This window comes from Duganella sp. AC237, from assembly GCF_979254035.1.
The window spans coordinates 6,348,828-6,370,390 of the sequence record NZ_CEEDEW010000003.1; the positions used below are offsets into that span (position 1 = coordinate 6,348,828).

Consider the following 21,563-nt stretch of genomic DNA (forward strand, 5'->3'; position numbering starts at 1 on the left):
CACATAGGAAATACTATCAGGTCAATGCGGCCCGCGGCCAGCGCTTGTCGCAGAAAGCAACGTTCAGGCCGTCGTTTCGTTCCGTTCAGGGCTTTTTGTAGCCTTTTTCGATCCACGCCTCGGCGCTTGTCACACTCAGCTTGAACGTCGGCGGCACCCGCACCTGGGCGATCTGTTCGCCGTAGGGATCGAACGCGGTCAGGGTGGCGTAGGCGTCGTCCTCATCCGGCACGATGTCGAGCGCGACCTTGACCTGGCCGTCGTCGGTGCTGACGAACACGTTCTTGTGCAGCTGGGCGTGCAATTGCTGCTCGTGGCGGCGGATCACCTCGTTGGCGGTCTTGACCAGGGTGTTGAAGGCGTTGACATCGAGCGGCTTGGGATTTTTCTTGTCGCGGCCCATGGTCCAGGGGCCGACCAGCGCCGGCTCCGGCTCGCCGTCCTTGATCATCGCCACGGCCCAGCCTTCATCGTCGTCGTTCTTGATCACGCGCGCGGTCCAGCCATTGCCTTGCCACACGCGCGCCTCCTGGATCGGGGCGTCGTCGCCGGGCTGTTCGTCGAAATCGTCTGGGTAGTCGTTGCTCATGCTTGGGGCTCGTGTTGAATTGGGGTCGGGGGTGGAATCATAAGCGGCCAGCACCCGAACAACAATAGCAACTCGATATGGATGAGCAATCTCCCGCGCCGGATTAACGTCAGAAACGGTTCAGCACGCGGTCAGGCACGACATGCACGGCCGGGGCGGCGGCGCGATCGGCGGGCGCGGCGGCGTCACGCGCGGGTCGATGGCCGGTTGCGGCGTCCTGTAGCTGAACGGTGTGATGATGATGGGCGGTATGGTCGGCGGCGCCGATGGCGGACCCTTCGGGCCTCCGCCGGAGCGTTGCCGTGCGCTGCGTTGGCGCGTGGTCCGATTGAGTACCGAGGGTAGCGATTGACCCTCGCTTAATGCTAGCCATGCCATGGTAAAGCCCTCCCTGCGCAAGTCAGGTTATCAGTATAGGCAGGGATATCTTTAAATCAAGGAACAATCGCCCGTTTTGTTTGTCCCTTTGTTTCCCGATCGACCAGCGTTTTGACCTCCCTTGCACACCCCGCTCGTCGCCGCCCGGCGTCATTCCATCCCGCAAATCCGCCGGTCTGTCGCAATCCGGTGGCCGGCGGCGGTGCGCGCCGCTACAGTTCAACCATGCCGACCTAAAACGGCAAACGAACAACAAACCACCAGGGGATCGATCATGGACAGCAAACTCAGCAAAACCAGCCAAACCAGCAAAACCAAAAAAATCGTACTCGGCGTCTTCTTCCTGCTGCTGGCGGTGTCGGTGTGCGAGGCGGTGTTCGGCGACGGCATGACCGTCAACATCGACGGCGACGAAATGGGCGGTCCGTTCGGCGCCTTGCTCGGCATCGTGCTGGGCGCCGGCGGCCTGCTGATCGCGGCGCTGGCGATGACCTGCGCGGCGGTGTTCGTCGGCCTGGTGTTCGCCGGTGTCGGCATCGTCCTGGTCAGCGCGCTGGTGCTGGCGGGCGTGCTGCTGGCGGCGGCGATCTCGCCCCTGTTGCTGCCGCTGCTGATCCCGATCGGCCTGTACTGGTACTTCAGCCGCCGCTCGCGCAAGGAGCGCCTGCGCGCCACGATGGAACACGCCGTATGAAGCACTCGGAGACACGTAGGGCGGATTAGGCGGCACGCCGTAATCCGCCAGGCTCCGTCGTCGGCTCATATATGGCGGATTACGCTGCGCTAACCCGCCCTACGTATCACCGCTGCCAAGCGACTTCGCAGCTCCGTTTTACCCCTTTCAACCGGAAGCGGCCGGGATCTGAACTCCCGGCCGATCCGCCTCGACATCGATCAGCACCACCCGGTTGCGCCCGCCGCGCTTGGCCGTGTACAACGCCTGGTCGGCCCGCACCAGCGCCGCGTCGCCGCCCGGCTGCTTGCCGCCCATGACCGCGATCCCGATGCTGACCGTCACCGTCAACCGCGAACCATCGTCCAACACCATCGGCGTATCGGCGATGCGCTGGCGCAGGCGGTCCGCGAACACCGCCGCCTTGCCCAAGGTGGCCCCCGGCAGCAAGATCGCGAACTCCTCGCCGCCGATGCGCCCGCGCATGTCGATCTTGCGCTGATCCTGCCGCATCAACTCGCTCAGCTGGCGCAGCACCGCGTCGCCGGCCGCGTGGCCGTATTCATCGTTGATGCGCTTGAAGTGGTCCAGATCGAGCAGCAGCACCGCCGTGCAGGCGCCGATGTCGCGCTGCAGCCGCTCCTGCTCCTCGGCCAGCCGGTTCATGAACTCGCGCCGGTTCGGCAGTCCGGTGAGGAAATCGGTGGTCGCCAGCACCCGCAACTCGTCGTGCATGCGGCGCTTCTCGGTGGTGTCCAGGGTCGAGACGATAACAAAGTCCAGCGTGTCCGTGTGGCCCGGCATCACCAGCAAGGTCAGCTCGTTGAGCCGGGTGACGCCGTCGAGCCGCTCGAAGCTGCCCTCGCACGAGAAGAAGCGCTCGCCGCGCACCAGCGCCGTCACCGCGCGCGCGAAGCCGGGCATGGCGTCGGCGTCGAAGTTCTGCGCCAGGGTGATCGCCGACATGTCCTTGTGGCGCGGTTCGACGCCGATCTGCCGCAGCGCCGCCGCGTTGACGTCGAGGATGCGCACCAGCGACGCCAGGCGCCGCACCTGGCTCGGATTGGCGCCCAGGTAGCGCTCCATGTCGTCGACGCCGGACTGCGCCAGCTCGGACAGCGCCGCGCGCACGGCCGACCAGTCCTGCTCCCACAACGCCACCGGCGCGTGGTCGTACAGGCTGCGAAAGCGCGCCTCGCCGGCGCGCACCGCCTCGGCCGCCTGCGCCTGCTCGACGGCGATGCCGGCCAGCCGCGCGGCCTGCTCGATCAGCGCGATGTTGGCGATGCTGGGCAGGCGTGCCTCCGCATGGAACACGGCGAAAGTGCCCAGCACGTTGCCGCCGGCGCCGAAGATCGGATCGGACCAGCACGACCCGAGCCGCGCCTGCACCGCCAGGTCGCGGTGCTCCATCCACGCCGGCGCGTTGCGGATATCCTCGACGATCACGCGCGCGCGCGTGCGCACCGCCTCGCCGCAGGCGCTGTGGCGCGCGTGCACCGACATGCCGTGCACGGCGGCGATGAAGAAGGCCGGCAGGCTGGGCGCGGCCGTCACCAGCAGGTGCTCGCCCGGCTCGTCGAGCAGCATCACACAGCACATCAAGTCCTCGTTGTCGGTCTCGACGCCCTGGACCACGCTTTCGAGGATGGTGTGCAGCGGCGCCCCGGTGGCCAGCAGTTCGAGCACGTGGCGCCGGGTCTGTTCGCGCCGCTCGGTGTGGGTGCGCTCGGTGATGTCGCGGAACGACCAGATGCGCGCCGGCTCGCTGCCCAGCCGCAGGCCGCGCGTGTGCTGCTCGATCACGCGGCCGTCTTTCAGGCGCAGCACCTCGTGCTGGGCCTCGACCGGCATGCCGCGCTGCACGCCGGGCAGCAGCATCTGCTGCGCGTCGTCGAGCCGCAGGCCGCCGTCGGGATGGTACAGCTGCTCGCACATGTGGCGCATCAGCACGGCGCCATCGCTTTGCCAGTCGAGGCACTCGGGCACGTTCCACAGCTCGCGGAAGCGCCGGTTGGAATTGAGCACCGAGCCTTTCAGGTTGTCGACCAGGATGCCGTCGATGGTCGAATCGAGAATGCTGCGCAACATCGCCTGGCTGCTCTGGGCGCTGTCGGCCAGTACCATCAGCGCCGCCTGGCCGTCCTTGAGCTCCCCGGCCAGGATGCGGCTGCGGGCCAGCGCCCGGTGCGCGCGCACCCGCGCCCGCGTCAGCATCCATGCCACCCAGGCGGCCAGTGCGCTGAGCGGCACGCCGAAGCCGGCGATCATCAGCGCGCGGTCGGCGCGCGCCGGCGCCCCGGGCAGCGGCGCGATGCGCAAGGTCCAGCGATGGCCGGCGATGGAGATCTGCTGCACGCTCTCGCGCAAGGTGGCGCTGGCGGCCGGCGCGCTGTCGTACATGCGCGCCTCCGGCGTCACGCGGTCGCCGTCGTAGATCTCCACGTCCAGCGCGGCGGTGCGGGCGTTGCCCAGCCCCGCCATCAAATCGCCGACCCGGAACGGCGCGAACACCCAGCCCCTGATGGCGGCGCGGCGCTCGCTCCAGCTACTCACCGGCTGGCCGGGAGTGTACAAGGGCAGCATGACCAGGAAGCCGGCCTGCGGCGGCTTGCCCTCGTCCTGCACCAGCCTGATGCGGCCGGTCATCGCCGGCTGGCCGGAATCGCGCGCCTGCTCCAGCGCGGCGCGGCGCACCGGATCGGACGCGGAGTCGAAGCCGATCGCGCTGCGGTTGCTTTCATTGAAAGGTTCCATGTACATGGTGGGCGCGTACCACGCACGGTCGCCCGGCGGCACCAGCCGATAGTGCGGATAGTCGGTGCGCCGCACCAGCGCTTCATGCGCCTCGCGCTGTTCGGCGCCGATCAGGCGGATGTAGCCGATCGCCTGCACCCCGGGGAAGTGGCGGCTGAGCTCCTGGCCGGAGAGATAGGTGCGGAATTCCTCGCGGTCGACTTCAAGCGAACTGTAGAACAGGCCCTGCACGCCGTACAGCACCTGCACATAGGTTTGCATGCGCTGGTCGAGCTGGTTGACCAGTTCGCGCACGCGGCCGTCGAAGTCGGCCTGGGCCTCCTGCTCGGCGTCGGCGCTGGCGCCCTGCCACAGCACGGCGGTAACCCCGAGGCTACCTGCCAGCACCATGGCCGGCAGCACGCGTTGCGACAGCAGGACCTGCACCATCCGGCGCAGCTGTGCCTGGATATCGGCCATGTCCGGTTAACCCGTGACCTGCAACTGGTGTAAGTGCGACATCAAGGATTTATCCCCGGCTAAGTTGCATTCGCTAACGAACTTGGCCTTATCCTAACAGGGTCCAGGCCAAATTGACAACAAAGCGCTGTGTCAATTCGGCACATGGTTTTCACTCAATAATGGTTGCGTGACAAGCTCCCTAGGCGCCGGTGCCAACGAACTGCCGGTAGCCGCGCGCGCGCAGCTCGCACGCCGGGCAGGTGCCGCAGCCGTAGCCCCAGTCGTGCAGCGCGCCGCGCTCGCCCAGGTAGCAGGTGTGGGTGCCGTCGCGGATCAGGTCGACCAGCGGCTGGCCGCCCAGCTCCTGCGCCAGCTCCCAGGTCTGGCGCTTGTCGCGCCACATCAGCGGCGTCTCCAGCTTCATGCGCGTGTCCATGCCCAGGTTGAGCGCCACCTGCAGCGCCTTCATGGTGTCGTCGCGGCAGTCCGGATAGCCGGAGAAATCGGTCTCGCACATGCCGCCGACCAGCACCGTCAGGCCGCGCCGGTAGGCCACGGTGGCGGCCACCGTCATGAACAGTAGGTTGCGGCCCGGGACGAAGGTGTTCGGCAGGCCGTTGGCCTGGGTTTCGATGGCGATATCGTGGGTCATCGCCGTTTGCGATATCCTGGAGATCAGCGACAGGTCGATCATGTGGTCCTCGCCCAGCTTGGCGTCCCACCCGGGGTTCTGCGCGCGCAGGCGCGCGATGACGTCGGGACGGACGGTCAGCTCCACGGCGTGCCGCTGGCCGTAGTCGAAACCGATGGTTTCGACGCGCGCATAGTGGCTCAACGCCCAGGCCAGGCAGGTGGTGGAATCTTGTCCACCGCTAAAAAGGACCAGAGCGGAATCGGTAGGCAACATGACATTTTCTTTCAGGGGGTGACACGATGTTATATGTACGCCATCTCTAAGGGCAATCCGGTAACATGGCGCCTAGCGCACACCCTGATGGAGTCTCATGTTACCGGCATCGCCAGCAAAAAAATCGGCAAGATCACGAATTTTGGCACAACTCGCGCCAAAAGTATCTTGCCGCCACGCAGCATTCACTCTGTTACTGGCCTTCGCGACGGGCGCCGTGATGACTGCCGGGCCCGCTTTGGGCCAAACCACGGACCAAAACTCGGACCAAACACAGGACCAAACGCCGGCGACCGACACCGCTCCGGCGGCGGTTCCGGCCGCCCCGCAAGCGGAAGCGAAACCAGCCTCCCCCGCCCCGGTGGTGTCGGCCGGCATCAAATACACGGTCAACATCGACGCGCCCAAGGAGCTGGAAGAGCTGCTGGAGAAGAATCTCGATCTGATGCGTTTTCGCGGCAACGCCCGCATGACCCGCGAGCAACTGTTCAGGCTGGTACGCACGACGCCGGAACAGATCCGTACGCTGGTCGCCACCGCCGGCTATTACGCGCCCGAGGTCAGCGTCAAGCTCGACCGTGATGCGGCGCCGCTGGCGGTGCAGGTCACGGTCGCCCCCGGCGAGCCGGTACGCGTGGGCGAGGTCGAGATCGTGCTGCAAGGTTTCCCGCCCAACCCGGACCAACGCGCCAGCAACCAGTTCGACCCCGACGCCCTGAGGGGGACTTGGCCGCTGAAACGCGGCGAAGTCTTCCGCCAGGACGACTGGGAAGCCTCCAAGCGCGCGTTGCTGCGCCAGGTGGTGCAGACCCGCTATCCGCGCGCCCAGCTGCTCGAAAGCCAGGCCACCGTCGATCCGGAGAGCCGCCAGGCCAACCTGCGCGTCGTGCTCGACAGCGGCCCCGAGCTGCGCTTCGGCGAACTGCGCATCGAGGGCTTGAAGCGCTACCCGGAATCGGTGATCAGCAATCTGAACCCGATCGATCCGGGCGACTACTACAGCGAGGCGGCGCTGCAGTCGTATCAATCGCGCCTGCAGGACACCGGCTATTTCAGCAGCGTCGAAGTAAGCGCCGACATGAGCGCCATCCTCAACGAGCAGCTGGAGGCGGCCGCCGCGACCGCCCCGCCGCCGGGCGCCGACCCCGCCACCGTCGCCGCCGCCGCCGTGCCCATGCCGCGCTCGGACAACGCCGCGACGATGGCGCCGCTGCCGCTGCTGGTGCGCGTGACCGAGAACAAGCGCAAGAACGTCAGCGCCGGTGTCGGTTACAGCACCAACACCGGCAACCGCGCGTCGCTGACCTATGACGACCTGGCCATCTTCGGGCTGCGCCTGAAAAGCGCGCTGACCCTGGAAACCAAGCGCCAGACCGCGCGCGGCGACTTTTACTTCCCCGTCACGTCCGATGGCTACAACCACAGCATCGGCGCCTCGTACGAGCGCAGCGACATCGAGGGCGAAGTCACCGCCGTCACCAGCATCGCCGCCAAGCGCGCGTGGGGCACGCCGCTGCTCGAACGCAGCATCTCGCTTGAGCTGCTGTCCGAGACCAAGACCGTGCAGGGCCAGGAATCGGTGACCAGCAAAAGCTTGCCGCTGACGTACGCCACCACCTGGCGCAAGGTCGACAACCTGCTGATGCCGACCAAGGGCTACGCGCTCAACGCCCAGGTGGGCGGCGCGTTGCTGCCGATCCTGACCGACGAAGCCTTCGTGCGCGCCTACACGCGCGGCATCTACTACCTGCCGTTGAACACCACCTCCAACATCATCCTGCGCGCGGAAATCGGCGCGCTCGGCTCGCGCAGCAAGGTCGGCGTGCCGGCCGTGTACCTGTTCCGCGCCGGCGGCGACCAGTCGGTGCGCGGCTACGCCTACCAGGAGCTGGGCGTCAAACAGGGCGAAGCCACCGTCGGTGGCCGCTACCTGGCCACCGCCAGCGCCGAATATCAGTATTGGTTCAAGCCGCAGTACGGCGCGGCGGTGTTCTACGACGCCGGTAACGCCGGCGACAGCTTCAGCGCCCTGCATCCGAAGTCCGGCTACGGCATCGGCGCGCGCTGGAAAAGTCCTGTGGGTCCGATCAACGTCGATGTCGCGTACGGACACGCGGTTCAAAAATATCGTTTGCACTTCTCGCTGGGATTCACCTTCTGATGGCCGACAATAACAACACCGAGCAGCCGGGCGGTCCCGATTCCGCAGTCGCTCCCGCCAGTCCCCGCCCGCGCCGCTGGCCGCGCCGCGTTCTCATTTCACTGGTGGTGCTGGTCGCGCTGCTGGCCGGCGCCTTCTGGCTGCTGGGCCGCGAATCGACCTTGCAGCAGCTGGTCGCGCGCGTTTCCAAGGCCAGCGGCGGCAGCATTGCCGTCACCGACGTCAGCGGGTCGCTGTACCACCGCATGCATATCGGTAAGCTGGTCTATCGCGGCAAGGACAGCGTCATCACCGCGCAGAACATCGACATCAACTGGTCGCCTTTGCAGTATTTTTCGGAGGGCCTGGCCATCAGCGAGCTGCATGTCGCCGCGCTGACGGTGCAAAGCCTGGGACCATCCGAGCCGGCCAAGATGCCCGAATCGCTGGCCGCGCCGTTCCGCCTCAGTCTTTCCGACGCCCGCCTCGACAAACTGACCCTGGTCAGCGAAACCGGCACCAACGTTATCGAGAACGTGCGCTTCGAGCTCTATGGCGACAAAGCCAGCTGGCACTTGCAGGAGGCATCGGCCAAGACGCCGTTCGGCAACGCCAAGGCCGACCTGACCATCGCCGCCAACAAGCCGTTCGCGCTGCAAGGCAAGGCCTCGCTCACGCAGTCCATCGCCCCCGCCGCGAAGCCGCAAGTGTCCACCGACGGCGCCAAACCTGCGCTTCCTGCGGAGAGCGCAGCGGCGATTCCCGCGCAGTTGAATGTGACGGCCGGCGGCAGCCTGGCGCTACTGAACCTGAAGGCGCAGGGCGAAGCCGGTCCCGCCAGCGGCGACGCCACCCTGTCGCTTGCGCCGTTCGACCCGATCATCCTGCGCGCCATCGACCTGACCGCGCGCGACGTCAATCCGGCCGGCTTTGAAGCCGGCCTGCCGCCGGCGAAGTTCAACCTCAAGGTGACGGCGGCCATCACTGCGGACCAGAAGCTGTCCGGCCAGTTCGCGCTGGTGAACCAGGACAAGGCCGGCCCGATCGACCGCGAGGCGCTGCCGCTGCAAATCTTCAGCGGCCGCCTGGGCGGCACCCTGACCGCCTCGCTGCTGGAAAACGTGCTGCTCGACCTGGGCGCGGCCGGCCACTTCACCGGCGGCGGCGACGTCCAGCGCAAGGGTCCGGAGGCTGGCATCGACGCCGCCAACTTCAAGCTGCATACCGACCGCCTCGACCTGAGCCACCTGCACACCAGCGCCAACAAAACGACGGTGGCAGGCGACATCGCGCTTTCCAGCACGCCGACCAGGCAAACCCTGAACGCCAACCTGGCGCAGGCCGGGCTGAAACTGGACGTGCAGGCCACCTTGGCGGACGCGCTGCTGCAATTGCAGCAGGCGCGCCTGCAAGCGAAAAAAGGCACGATCAGCGCCACCGGCCAATTGAGCCTGAAGGACAAGCAGGCCTTCAGCGCCAAGCTGCGCGCCGATCATTTCGATCCTTCGGCGCTGGGTACGGGCTTCCCGGTCGCCGATCTGAACGCCGACGTCAACGCCAGCGGCGCCATCGCGCCGGCCTGGCAGGTGGCCGCCGACTTCCAGATCAAGCCGAGCAAACTGTTTGGCCAGCCGCTCACCGGCAACGGCAAACTGAATGCCGACGCCAAACATATCAGCGGCATCAACGCCAAGGTGACGATGGCGCAAAATAACGCCGAGATCACCGGCAGCTTCGGCGCGCCGGGCGAACAACTGCGCTGGAAGATCGACGCGCGCCAGCTGTCGGCCGTCAGCAGCGATCTGCTGGGCGCCATCAACGCCAGCGGCGTCGTCACCGGGACCATGGAAGCGCCGCGCAGCAGTTTCGAGGCCGACGCCAAGGGCCTGGGACTGGCCTCGGCCAAGCGCCCCGCGCCCGATAGCCTGATCCACGCCAGCGGCAACCTGGCGCTGGCCGGCGCCAGGAAAATCCCCGAAGTGAAAATGACCGGCACCGTGCAGCGCCTCAACCCGGCGGCCTTCGGCACGGCGCAAAGTGGCGCCATCAACGCCACCTTCACCGCCGACGCCCAACTGTCCGCCGACTGGCGCGCGGGCCTGAACCTGACCTTGCAGCCATCGACCCTGGCCAGCGCGCCGTTGTCGGGCTACGCCAAACTCACGGCCGGCAAGGACGTGATCCGCGACGCCGACATCGACCTGCGCCTGGCCACCAACCGCTTGCTCGCCAAGGGCAGCTTCGGCAGCGCGCTCGATAAACTCGAGTGGAAGCTGGAAGCGCCGCAGCTGGCCGCGCTCGGACCGCCGTTTGGCGGCGCGCTGCGCGCCAGCGGCACCCTGTCCGGCACCACCGCCCGTCCGGCGATCGCCCTCACGCTCGACGGCAGCGCCCTGCGCCTGCCGGGCCAGCAGCAGATCGCCGCCATCCGTGGCAGCGCCACGCTGGGCAACACGGTGGCGATGGCCGCGTCGGCGCCGGCCGCCGGCTCCACCAGCGCCCGCCGCGCCGCAAATCGTGACGCCACGGCCGACGTGCCGCTGGTGAGCGACATCGAAATCACGCTCTACGAGTCGCCATCGATCAAGATCGATAAGGCGCGCCTGCAAACCAGCGGCACCCGCAGCGGCCATACGATCGACGTCAGCGCCAGCAATCCGCGCTTCGACGCCTCGCTGCGCGTCAAGGGCGCCTGGGCCGACGACGCCTGGACCGGCACCATCGACTCGCTGCAAAACAAGGGCCGCTTCGCGCTCAACCTCGTCGCGCCGGCGCAACTGCGCCTGGTGGCGCCGGACGGCAGCGGCGTCGCCGGTTTGGCGCGTCCGGATAAAATCTCGCTGACCAACGCCACCATCAAGATCCGCGATGGCGCCATCCGCATCGACAGCGTCGAGAAAAACGGCGGCGCCTGGCGCAGCAAGGGCCAGGCCAACGCCGTGCCGGTCAACTACCTGGGCCAACTGTCCGACGCCTGGCGCGAGAACGTGCGCGGCAACCTGACCATCGGCGCCGATTGGGGCCTGAACCTGCAAGCGGGCACCAAGACCAGCGCCCCGGTGCTGGGCGGCTCGTTCCACGTGTTCCGCGAACAGGGCGACCTGACCATCATCGGTGCCGACCTGTCGCAGGCGCTCGGGCTGACCAAGCTCGATGCGCGCGTCGACGTCAACAACGGCACCCTGCGCACCCGGCTCGACGTGGACGGCACCCGCGTGGGCCAGGCCCGCATCGACGGCAGCGCGCAGTTGCGCGAAGGCCGCCTGGCCGACGACAGCCCGTTCACCCTCGAGGGCAACGCCAATATGGGTTCGCTGGCCTGGCTCGCGCCGCTGGCCGGCCAGCCGGGACTGGAGATCGACGGCACGCTGAAGCTGGCCATTTCCGGCAGCGGCACCCTGGGCGCGCCGCAACTGAACGGCGACATCAACGGCGACAAACTGGTGGTCAACCTGCCCGACGAAGGCATCAGGCTGCGCAACGGCGTGCTGCAGGCGCGCCTGGCCGGCGACCAGCTGCAACTGCAAAAACTCAGTTTTGACGGCGCCGAGGGCCGCGCGCTGGCCGACGGCTGGATACGTTACGCCGGCAACGAGGCGACGATGGCGCTCAAGCTCACCGCCGACAAGCTGGAAATCCTGTCGCGGCCCGACCGCATCCTGGTCGTCAGCGGCCAAAGCTCGCTGACGCGCGACGCCAAACGCTTCCAGCTCGACGGCAAATTCCGCGCCGACCGCGCCAACATCGAGCTGGCCGGCGAAGGCGGACCGACCATCAGCAACGACGTGGTCATCATCGGCAAGGGCGCGCCGGCAACGGCCAAGCCGGCGCAAGGCATGCCGCTCAACGTCGACGTCGAAGCCGACCTTGGCGACTCGTTCAAGCTGCAAGGCAAAGGTCTGGACGCCCGCCTGGCGGGCGCGGTGCGCATCCGCATCGCCGACCGCCGGCCGCCACGGGTCAACGGCAGCATCCGCGTGGTCGACGGCACCTATGCGGCCTACGGCCAGAAACTGGCGATCGAACGTGGCGTGATCAACTTCACCGGCGCCTACGACAACCCGGGCCTGAACATCCTGGCGGTGCGCCGCCGCCCGGAGGGCGAGCAGCTCAGCGAGACCAATGTGGAAGCGGGCGTGGAAGTGCGCGGAACGGCGCTGGCGCCGGCGGCCAAGCTGGTGTCGACGCCGACGGTGCCCGACAGCGACAAGCTGTCATGGCTGGTGCTGGGACACGGCATTGAGAACACGGCCGGCAACGACATGGCGCTGCTCAGCACCGCCGCCGGCGCGCTGTTCGGCGGCAGCGGCGGTGGCGGCACGGGCAAGCTGGCGGGCAAACTGGGATTGGACGAACTGGGTGTGGGACAGGCGTCCGGCACGTCGTCGGCCGGCGCGGCGACCGGGTTGCAGAACACCGTGGTCACGGTCGGCAAGCGCATCTCGTCGCGCGCCTACCTCAGTTTCGAGCAAGGCGCGGGAACGGCCACCAGTCTGGTCAAGCTGCGCTACAAGCTCAATCCGCGCATTACCTTGCAGTTCCAGACGGGGACCAACAACGCCTTGGACGTGCTGTATTCCTGGGCGTTCGATTGACGAATCAACTTTAAACCGTCAACTCGGATTGTGGTCCGGCACCGGGTCGTCCTGCGGCACCGGTTGCGGCACATGGGGTGGTGATGGCGGCGCCGTATCATCGTCCGGCAAGGGATCGGGCGCGCGGTGGGAGGTGACATATTCCATGATCTTCACTCCAGGGTAAGGGCGGGCGTCCATTCTACGACGCCCGCCGATTACACCGGTTTCGCCTGGCGCACGTATTTATCCAGCCAGGCGTTGGTCTCATACAGCATGTGCAGGATCGATTCGCGCGCCCGGTAGGCGTGCGATTCCTTCGGCAGCATCACCAGCCGCGCCGTCCCGCCCAGCCCTTTGATCGCCTGGAACATGCGCTCGCTCTGCAACGGGAAGGTACCGGAATTGCTGTCCTCCTCGCCGTGGATCAACAGCATCGCGTCCTTGATCTTGTCGGCGTTATTAAACGGCGACATCGCCTGGTACACGGCCTGCGCCTGCCAGAACGGCCGTTCCTCCGACTGGAAGCCGAACGGCGTCAACGTGCGGTTGTAGGCGCCGCTGCGCGCAATCCCGGCCCGGAACAGGCGCGTATGCGCCAGCAGGTTCCCGGTCATGAACGCCCCATACGAATGCCCGCCGATGGCGATGCGATGGCGGTCGGCCACGCCGCGCCGCACCACCTCGTCCACCGCCGCCTGCGCGTCCGCCACCAGCTGCGGCAGATAGGTGTCGTTGGGTTCCTCCTCGCCGCTGCCGACGATCGGGAATGACGGGTTGTCCAGCACCGCATACCCCATCGCCAGGAACGCCGCCGGCCCCCAGTAGCTGACCGAGTTGAAACGGTACGGCGAACCGGTGGTCTGGCTGGCCGCGCCGGCCGACTTGAACTCCTGCGGATAGGCCCACATCAGCAGCGGCAACGGGCCGTCGCGCTCCTGCTCGTAGCCCGGCGGCAGCATCAACGTCGCCGTCAATTCGACGCCGTCGTTGCGCGGATAGCGGATCTGCTCCTTGTGCACATCCTTTAACTGCGGCGTCGGATGCGGATAGTCGGTCAGCGCCCGCAACTGCTTGCCGGCCGGCTTGGTGAGGTCGCGCAGATAATAATTCGGCCGCTCGGTGGGCGACTCGCGCGTTGTCATCAACAAGGTGCCGTCGTCGTTGAGCACCGCCGCCACGTTCTCGAAGTACGGCGCCTCGCTCTGGAACAGCCGCGTTTTCTGCCTGGTCGTCAGGCTGAGGCGGTCGATGAACGGACGGTCGCCTTCCGGCGTGGCGCCGGCGCCATCGAGCAGGATGGTGGTGCCCGGCCCGATCAGCAGGCGCGGGAAGCCGGTGGAGTCGGCGCGCATCACCGGCGAACCCGGGCTGCTGTAGCGGTCCTCGTACGAGCCGGCGTAGATCAGTTCCGGCGGCGTCGACAAATGGCCGGGGGCGATCATCCACTGCTTGTAGTCGCGCGTCTTGTGCCAACGCTCGTTGATCAGCGCGACATCCTCCCTGCCCCAGGCGATTCCGGCGTAGCGCATCGTCAGCCGCGCCAGCACCTTGGGCGGTTCGGCAAACGGCGCCGCATGCAGGTACACCAGGTCGCGGATGCCGTCGACCACCGAACGCGCCGGATCGCCGCCGTCCTGCGCCTCGGCCCACACCAGCGACGCCGGCGCGTCGGCGCGCCACGACACGTGGCGCACGCCGTCGGACACCGCGTCGTTCCCCGGCGGCAGGCCTTCCTCCAGCGGCAAGGTTGCCACCGTGTGCAGCAATTCGCCATCGAGGTTGCGCACGTCGACACGCTCGCCGAAGCTGTTGGCCGGCACGATGTACGAATACGGCCGCGTGATGCTTTGCGTGAGCAGGTACTCGCCGCCGGGCGCGATCGAGGTGCGCGAATACTGGCCGGGCGCGCCGATCATGCGCCCCTTGCCGTGCAGGTCGAGCAGCACCATCTGCACCGTGACGTAATGCTCGAACAGGCGCGCGTCGTCCTCGTTCTTGAGCAAATCCTGATAGGTGCGCAGCTGGCGCATGGCGCCATCGGCCTCGCTGTCCTGCTGGATCGGGCCGGACGGAATGCCGGTCGACTGCGGCGCCTTGCCCATGCCGGTCGGCCGCCAGTGCACCAGCAAGCCGCTGCTGTCGGGCAGCCAGTTGAAGCCGCGCGTGAGCACCGCCGACAGCGGCTGCGCCGACAGGCGGCCGGCCTTGCGCGCGGCGATATCGACCAGCCACAGTTCGACCGCGCCGCGATCACCCTTGAAGGCCATGTGCGTAAAGGCCAGGTAGCGCTGGTCCGGCGACCAGGCCAGGTCCGACAGGCGCAGGCCGCGCGGCAGGCCGCGGATGCGGCTTTCCTTTTGCGTGGCGATATCGAGCAGCGCCAGATCGGTGCCGAACGAGAAGCGCGACGAGGAGCAGGTGCGCGGATTGATGCGCAGGCCGGCCAGTTTGAGTTCGGGCTGCGCCACTTCGGCGATGCCCGGCAACGGCGGCGTTTGCACCACGGCGGCCAAGTCGCGTTGGGGACTGAGGCTGAGCGCCGGAGCGCGCGGCGCGTCGACGATGGCCTGCAGGGCGGCCGGCGGCAAACGGTAGCCGCCTTCCTGCGCGCCCGTCTGCGGCGAGGCGGCCATCAAACCTAAATTCAGGGGCAGCATGGGGATCTGTTTGTTCATGGATGTCCTTTCGGTCCAGAATCGGTGGGGCTGCTGCGGTTCAGTGTGCTCATGCTAAACGCGAATGTCAATGCGCGCAGGAATTCTCGTGACAATCTGTAACGCATGCTGCAGCGCGGCATCCTGGGCGGTTCGCGGTGGGCTGCGCTGCCCGCCCTTCCCACTCTCGCGTACAATCGCAGTTCTTCGAATGACGCGGTTGGATAGACTATGGAAATGACAACGCTGACGTTGCTACTGCTGGTGCCACTGGCGGTGTGGCGTATTTACTCCCGGCTGAAAAAAATGATCGTGCGCACCAGGTCGGAACTGTGGCGCCACTATGCGATGGCGAGCGTGATGTCCCTGGTCATCCTGGTAATGTTGGGCCTGCTGATCGGCAAATGGATCGCCTTGGGCGCGCTGGTCGCCGGCGCCGTCGTCGGCGCGCTGCTGGGCCAGCGCAATTTCCGCCTGACCCGCCTGGAGAACAAACCGGACGGCTTCTTCTACACGCCGGACCGGCGCATCCCCCTGCTGGTGACGATGCTGTTCGTCAGCCGCCTGATCTACCGCCTGTTCGAAGCGTACCTGCATATGCACGACGGCCTGCCGCTGGACCCCGATTTCCTCGGCAACCCGGTGACGGCCGTGCTGTCCGGTCTTCTGGCCGGCTACTACGCCACCTACAGCCTGCTGCTGGTGCGCTGGCACAAAAGCCAGAAACCGCTGCCACGCCCGATCGACATCTTCGATATCAAATAATCCCGGATTAATTTCACGCCATTTAAACGACAGTGCTATCGTTATGCTGCGGGGCTGGATGCAAACGGTGATATCCTGAAGTATCCGCACAGCAATACTTCGCACGACTATGAACACGTCCATCTACGACAAGACCGCCAAGGGCAAGGAGGAGATTGCGACGCGCAAGTATCAGCTTGCGCCGCGTCTGCGCACCTTGCTGGTCCTGATCGATGGCCGGCGCACGGAGGAGGAACTGCTGCGCAATGTGGCGGGGCTGGGACTGGGCGCGAGCGCGCTGGCCGAATTGCTGGAGCATGGTTACATCGTGCCGGCCACTGGCTACGCGGCGCTGGTCGAAGAACCCGCGCCGGCCGAGCCGCCATTGCAATCGGCACAGACCGCGCAGATCGCGCAGTTCCAGTCGATTTATGACTTCTACAACAAGACCATCAAGAACACCATCGGCCTGCGTGGCTTCACCTTGCAGCTTAAGGTCGAAAAGGCCAGCAGCGTAGCCGAGCTGCGCGAACTGCGCCACGCTTACATCGAGGCGGTGCAAAAGGCGCGCGGCAGCGAGACCGCCGCCGCCCTCGCCCGCCAGCTCGATCAGCTGTTGGGCATCACGACCACTTAAGCCACCTTGGCGGCGGCGCCGTCGGTCCGGCGCTGCAGCACGAAGATCGGCTGCGCCCACTCGGTATCCTTCTTCTTTTTACTCGTGATGAGCGTCAGTTCGGAAGGATCGTAGACGTCCGTGTTGTGCGTCAGCGGAGTCGTCATCAGGTACTGGGCGTCGGTGTTCTTCAGGAACTCGCCGACCAGCTGGATGTTACGGATATCCAGGTGGGCGAACGGTTCGTCGATGAACACGAAGCCGCCGGAGCCGTCTTCGGACTTCAGCAAACCAATCAGCAGCACCAGCGATTTCATCACCTGCTGGCCGCCGGACGCTTCGCCGTCGTTCATGCCGATGATGCCCTTGCCGTCGAACTTGAAGCGCACGTGCAGGCCGGCCTGCGCCAATTGCACGTCGTCGTTCTCCAGGCGCACCGGATCGGAGTGCACCTCTATGCCCGCCAGCTCGCCCAGCTCCTTGATGTTCTTGGAGTAGGTCTTGATGGTGTAGCGCAGCCGCTCCATGTAGGCGCCCCGGGCGTTGCCGGTGGCCTCGATGGCGCGGTTGTTCTGATAGCGGCGCTCCTCGGTCTCGGACTGGCGGCCGCTGAGCTGATCGTTCAGACGCTGGTACTGGTCGATGACCGTCGCATCCAGTTCCCAGTCGCTGCGCGCCAGGCTGGCCTCGAGACTATGGATGCGCAGGTTGACCTGGTGCGCGTTCTGGTGGTCCTTGACGAGGCGCAGGCGGCGTTCCGGACGGCGCCAGCTTTTCGGCAGATGGCGCCACGACTTGCGCAACGCCAGCAAGGCGCGCGCGTGATCGGCGCGCTGCTCGATCTGGCGCTTGTTATTCAGTCGCATGCCGGCTTCCGCTTCCGACAGGGCGAAGCGCGCGTTCTGCCACGTCGTGTCGGCGCGGGTGCGCGTGACCACGGCGTTCTTGATCAGGTTTTGCAGCTCGCCCAGGCGGGTGCCGACTTCGGTGCGCTCTTCCTTCAACGGCACGGCGTTGCGCGCCGCCTCGTCGAATTCTTCCTGGCGCGCGGCCAGTTCCTTGGCGGCGTCGACGCCGGCCAAGCGGGTCTTCAGCGCGCTGATTTCAGACGCCAGCTTCGAGACGATCAGCGTCAGCGCGTCCTCCTGCGCCTCCAGCGCCGGCAGCGAGCGCTGGATCGCTTCCATACGCTGGGTGCGGCCGGCGGAACCGAAGCGGTAGCGCGACACTTCCACGAACAGCGAACGGCCGCCGCGACGTTCGCGGTGGTAGGCGTCCGGCGTGATCCACTCTTCGTGGTTGCCCAATTTGGCGCCGGCATCGACGGTGTCCACGCGTGTAATGCGCGACAGCTGTTCCACCAGCCAGGCCGGAACCTTGGCCGAGAACTTCACCACCGACATCAGGCTGTCGTCCTTGACGGTCGGCGCGTTGACCAGGTCCGGCACGATGAAGTGGCGATAGCGTTCTTTTTCCGCCAGGCGGTAGGCCGCCGAAGCGTCGCTGGATTTATCCAGCAGCACCACCGACGCATAGCCGCCGAGAACACCCTCGATCGCGCCCTGCCAGCGCGCATCCGTCACCTCGACGATGTCGGACAGCATGGCGTGGCCGATGCCGGCGTCGTTCAGCGCGCGGCGCATGGTGCGCTGGGCTTCCGGCTCCGGCATCGCGGTCTTGCCCTGCAACGCCGAGATAGTCGACAGTTCGCCGGCGATCTTGGCGGCGATGGCGTCGCGCGCGTTGCGCTGGCGCGCCAGCTCGATTTCCTTTTCCTGCAGCTGCTGCGCCACTTCGGCCAGGTCGGCGCCGGAATCTGCGGCCAGCTTTTGCAGGCGCACCTTCTGTTCCAGCAGGCTGTCGAGCGGCTTCAGTTTGCCGTTGATGTGCGTCAGGCGCGTTTGCAGGGACGTCGATTCCTGCTCGAGCACCGTCTCGTGCTGCTGCGCGTCGGTCAGCGCTTTCGCCTGCGCGGCCAGCTGGTTGCGCTTGTCGGTGATCTGCTGGTCGGCCTGCATCAGCGGCTTGCGCGCCTCGCGCAGCTGGCGGCTCACGTTGCCGTGCTTTTCACGCGCCTCGTGGTATTCCAGCGTTGGCAGCACTTCTTCCTGCAGGTTGCGGCGTTCCTTGTTCAGGTCTTCCCACTGGTGGTAATTGGCCACGCGCAGGCGCAGGCCTTCCAGGTTGGTCTTGGAAGCTTCCAGTTCGGTTTCAAAGCGTTTCAGTTCGACTTCGGTGTCGCGCTGGTGGCGCTTGGCCTCGTCGTACGCGTCCAGCACTTCCTTGTCGCCGAAGACCTGGAACACCAGGTCGAGCAACTGACGCGGCGCGTATTCGCACAGCTTGTCGGTCTCGCCCTGCTCGAGCGCCAGCACTTTGGCCATCGCCGGCGACAGGCCGGCGTTGGCGAGGCGCTTGCGGTAGTTCTCGACGCCGAGCCAGTCGTTGCCGGCTTCGCCGATGTCTTCGATCTGCACGTTACCGGGACGCATAAGGTACTGGCGCTTCCAGTCGCCGCCGTTCTTCTGGATCTGGCAGAACAGCGTGACTTCGTCGTCGCTGAAAAAACCGGAGCTGCGGAACGGACGGTTCGACAGCTGCTTGCCGACGTTCTTGTTGTCGACCACGGCGCGCAGCCAGGCGGTCTGCTGGCCGCTGTGGCGAGCGTAGTGCTTGTAGGTGCGGCCCATCGAGCAATCGAGGCCGAACAAGGTACGCAGCGCGTCGAGCAAGGTGGTCTTGCCGGAGCCGTTCTGGCCGGCGATGGTGATGATCTTGGCGTCCAGCGGGATGTTCTTGATGCGCTGCCAGTAATCCCAGTGGACCAGTTCTAACGATTTGATGTGAAACATGGTTTAGTCCTTGGTGGGCAGGTCGGTGTCGTCGGCTGGCGCGTCGGCTGGCGACGCGTCTGGCAGGCTTTCGACGGGGATGTCGAACGCCGGGACGTCGTCTTCAACTTCTTCGGCCGCCTGCTCCGCAGCCGGTTCGTCGTCGACGGCGATCGGCGGCGTGCGGCGCGGCACCGGAATGACCTGCGCCGGCGAGCGTTTGAAGACGTCGGCCAGCGCGCCGTTGATGATGCGCTCCTTCAGCTGGTCGGTGTCCATCATCAGGTCCAGCAGCGGGCCTTCGACGATGACATCGCCGCGACGCTCGATGAAGCCCAACTTGGCCAGGATGCCGAGGTTCATATCGAGGCGGGTTTTCTTGCCCAACTTGTCGCCGAAGTCGGCCAGCAGCGCCTTGTAGGCGATGCCGATCGAGGTGTCCTCGGCGCGCGGCAGCGGCTTCTCGATGCCGAACATGTCGTTCTGTTCATCGTCCGCGTGCTGGTGGGTCTCCTGGCGCTCGCGCTTGGGCAGGATGATCTGCGCCCACAGCACGACCAGCAGGGCCACGCCGTCGCGCGACAGGCCGAAGTTATTGTTTTGCCAGACGTCGCGCGCGCCGAAGATCTTCGGTTCGATGGCGCGGTGCAGTGCCAGGGTCACGTGGTCGGCGTACACGTTGTCGAGCAGTTTGAGGCCGGTGGCCAGCAGGCGCGCGTCCACTTCGGCGCGGAACAATTCGTCCGACAGCACGCGCTTGACCAGTTTGTCGTCGCGGCGCAGGTGTTGATGCGTCAGCAGGCGCGCGATCAGGATTTGGGAATCGTCATTCATCGGACTTGTCGCCTTCCGGTTTCAAAGAAAGTGAGAGGGAGGCCAGGGACATCGCCGCCACGTGCAAATCGGGCAGCTGCACCATTTCGTCGCAGGGGTTGAAGGTGACCGGCAGGCGCGCCAGGTCGCCGGTGGCGCCCTGTAGGCGCGCTTCGTCGGCGTCGCCCAGCAGCGGCAACAGCGAGGCGCGGTAGGACGCCACGGCGAAGGTCGCCGGCAGCAGCGAATCCTGCACCGGGATCGACGGCGGCGGTTCGCCGGCGGCGCCCGGGGCCGGGAATTTGGCCAAGGTCGCAAAGTCGGACAGGCGTGACAGCCATTCGTCGAGCTCCTGTTGCATCGCCGGGCCGTCGCTGATGGTGGTCGGCGCGTCCTCGCCGGACGGCAGGCCGCCGGAGACGGCGCTGACGGCGCGGTCGGCCAGCAGCTCGGTCTCGGCGACGTCGATCATCTCGGCCGGGGTGATAAACAGCGGCACCACCGGCTGGTCGATGGCGCCTTCGGCCAGCGACGCCAGGTCCTCGTGCAGCAGCAGCCAGCGCTTGATGTCGGTGGTCGACAGGCCGGACTGGCCCAGGTGCACGCGCTGGCGCTCGATCTGGTTCAGGGCGCGCGAGAACATGCCCTGCATATTAAGCAGCGCCGATTGCGCGCGGCCGATGGCCTGCGCCGCGCGGTGGGTGGCGCTGTCGGCATTTTCGTCGGCCAGGATGGCGCGCAGGATCTCGGAGCCCTTCTCGACCCAGTCGCAGGCCATGTGCCATTTGGCCTGCGAGGCGCGCAGGCGGAATTCGGAACCGGAAGCGATGGCGTCGGAGAACTCCTCGGTCAGTTCGACCAGTCGTCCCAGCAAATGCTGCAACTGGTCGACGGTGACGCCGCCCATCACCTGGGCGCCGGCCACCTGCGACAACAGATAGCCCATGTCGGCCGGGTCTTCTTCCTTGCCCATGGCCAGCAGCGCGTCGATGGCCGACAGCACGTTGCGCGCCATCGGCGTGACGCGGTAGACGGCATGCTGCGCGTCCCACGCCAGCAGCAGGTTGGTGCGCAGGCGCATCAGCACCGTCTCCAGGCTCTCGGGGAGCAGATAGGCCAGGCGGGTGTTGATGTCGGCGCGGCTAAAGCTGGCCGACGCGGTGTCGGAGGCCAGCTCGCGCAGCACCAGCAGGCGTACCAGCACGCCGTCGAAACCGCCGTGGAACAGCGCCGTGAACACCTGCAGCAGCGGCTGCGCGCGCTTCAGGTGGTAGACCTGCTCGATTTCGTCGGCCGAGATGTTCGGCTTGAAGTGCGCCTGGAGGCTGTTTTGCGTGTCTTGCTGGTCCAGCGCCGGATCGGACGCGGACTCACTTGTTATAGGTTCAATCATTCTCTGCCATTCTGGTCGCAACGCGATTGCAAATCGTGCAACAAAGCATC

General features: G+C 66.4%; 13 protein-coding genes. 5 read left to right on the plus strand and 8 right to left on the minus strand.

What is annotated here, in order from left to right:
* Window positions 1–85: 85 nt before the first annotated feature.
* Window positions 86–589: a hypothetical protein gene (locus AC0IYS_RS28070; protein ID WP_471708270.1), complete on the minus strand. Its 504-nt coding sequence runs from the start codon at window positions 587–589 to the stop codon at window positions 86–88.
* A gap of 652 nt (window positions 590–1,241) precedes the next feature.
* Between AC0IYS_RS28070 and AC0IYS_RS28075 the strand changes: the two genes are divergently transcribed.
* Window positions 1,242–1,661 (plus strand): hypothetical protein, encoded by a 420-nt coding sequence (locus AC0IYS_RS28075; protein ID WP_471708271.1) that lies wholly within the window; start codon window positions 1,242–1,244, stop codon window positions 1,659–1,661.
* Between the two features lie 147 nt (window positions 1,662–1,808).
* Here the strand turns inward: AC0IYS_RS28075 and AC0IYS_RS28080 are convergent, their stop codons facing one another.
* Together AC0IYS_RS28080 and queC are read right to left on the minus strand one after the other, a co-directional pair.
* Window positions 1,809–4,856: a CHASE domain-containing protein gene (locus AC0IYS_RS28080; RefSeq protein WP_471708272.1), complete on the minus strand. Its 3,048-nt coding sequence runs from the start codon at window positions 4,854–4,856 to the stop codon at window positions 1,809–1,811.
* A gap of 181 nt (window positions 4,857–5,037) precedes the next feature.
* Entirely contained in the window at window positions 5,038–5,745 is a 708-nt protein-coding gene (gene queC / locus AC0IYS_RS28085) for a 7-cyano-7-deazaguanine synthase QueC (RefSeq protein ID WP_471708273.1), read from the minus strand.
* Between the two features lie 220 nt (window positions 5,746–5,965).
* Here queC and AC0IYS_RS28090 point away from each other — a divergent pair, with 220 nt between their 5' ends.
* Together AC0IYS_RS28090 and AC0IYS_RS28095 are read left to right on the plus strand one after the other, a co-directional pair.
* Window positions 5,966–7,906, plus strand: coding sequence for an autotransporter assembly complex protein TamA (locus tag AC0IYS_RS28090; protein ID WP_471708274.1), 1,941 nt, complete (start codon window positions 5,966–5,968; stop codon window positions 7,904–7,906).
* Window positions 7,906–12,480: a translocation/assembly module TamB domain-containing protein gene (locus AC0IYS_RS28095; protein WP_471708275.1), complete on the plus strand. Its 4,575-nt coding sequence runs from the start codon at window positions 7,906–7,908 to the stop codon at window positions 12,478–12,480. The genes AC0IYS_RS28090 and AC0IYS_RS28095 overlap by 1 nt, the downstream gene beginning before the upstream one ends.
* 18 nt (window positions 12,481–12,498) lie before the next feature.
* Here the strand turns inward: AC0IYS_RS28095 and AC0IYS_RS28100 are convergent, their stop codons facing one another.
* Both AC0IYS_RS28100 and AC0IYS_RS28105 read right to left on the minus strand, forming a co-directional pair.
* Window positions 12,499–12,627, minus strand: coding sequence for a hypothetical protein (locus tag AC0IYS_RS28100; RefSeq protein WP_471708276.1), 129 nt, complete (start codon window positions 12,625–12,627; stop codon window positions 12,499–12,501).
* 50 nt (window positions 12,628–12,677) lie between these two features.
* Window positions 12,678–15,137 carry an alpha/beta hydrolase family protein gene (locus AC0IYS_RS28105; RefSeq protein WP_471708277.1) on the minus strand — a complete coding sequence of 820 codons (2,460 nt, stop codon included), beginning with the start codon at window positions 15,135–15,137 and terminating at the stop codon, window positions 12,678–12,680.
* 210 nt (window positions 15,138–15,347) lie between these two features.
* On the opposite strand from AC0IYS_RS28105, the gene AC0IYS_RS28110 reads away from it, so the two are divergent.
* Entirely contained in the window at window positions 15,348–15,881 is a 534-nt protein-coding gene (locus tag AC0IYS_RS28110; protein ID WP_471708278.1) for a CcdC protein domain-containing protein, read from the plus strand.
* A gap of 109 nt (window positions 15,882–15,990) precedes the next feature.
* Window positions 15,991–16,497, plus strand: a complete 507-nt coding sequence (locus AC0IYS_RS28115; protein ID WP_471708279.1) for a hypothetical protein — start codon at window positions 15,991–15,993, stop codon at window positions 16,495–16,497.
* On the opposite strand, the gene AC0IYS_RS28120 is transcribed toward AC0IYS_RS28115, so the two are convergent.
* Genes AC0IYS_RS28120 through AC0IYS_RS28130 form a run of 3 tightly spaced genes read right to left on the minus strand, consistent with a single transcriptional unit; the run spans window position 16,494 to window position 21,513 of the window.
* Window positions 16,494–19,328, minus strand: a complete 2,835-nt coding sequence (locus AC0IYS_RS28120) for an ATP-binding protein (protein WP_315215560.1) — start codon at window positions 19,326–19,328, stop codon at window positions 16,494–16,496. The two genes, AC0IYS_RS28115 and AC0IYS_RS28120, sit on opposite strands and share 4 nt — an antisense overlap.
* Before the next feature lie 3 nt (window positions 19,329–19,331).
* Entirely contained in the window at window positions 19,332–20,141 is an 810-nt protein-coding gene (locus tag AC0IYS_RS28125; RefSeq protein ID WP_471708280.1) for a hypothetical protein, read from the minus strand.
* Window positions 20,134–21,513, minus strand: a complete 1,380-nt coding sequence (locus AC0IYS_RS28130) for a hypothetical protein (RefSeq protein ID WP_471708281.1) — start codon at window positions 21,511–21,513, stop codon at window positions 20,134–20,136. Before AC0IYS_RS28130 ends, AC0IYS_RS28125 begins: the two co-directional genes overlap by 8 nt.
* Window positions 21,514–21,563 lie beyond the last annotated feature (50 nt).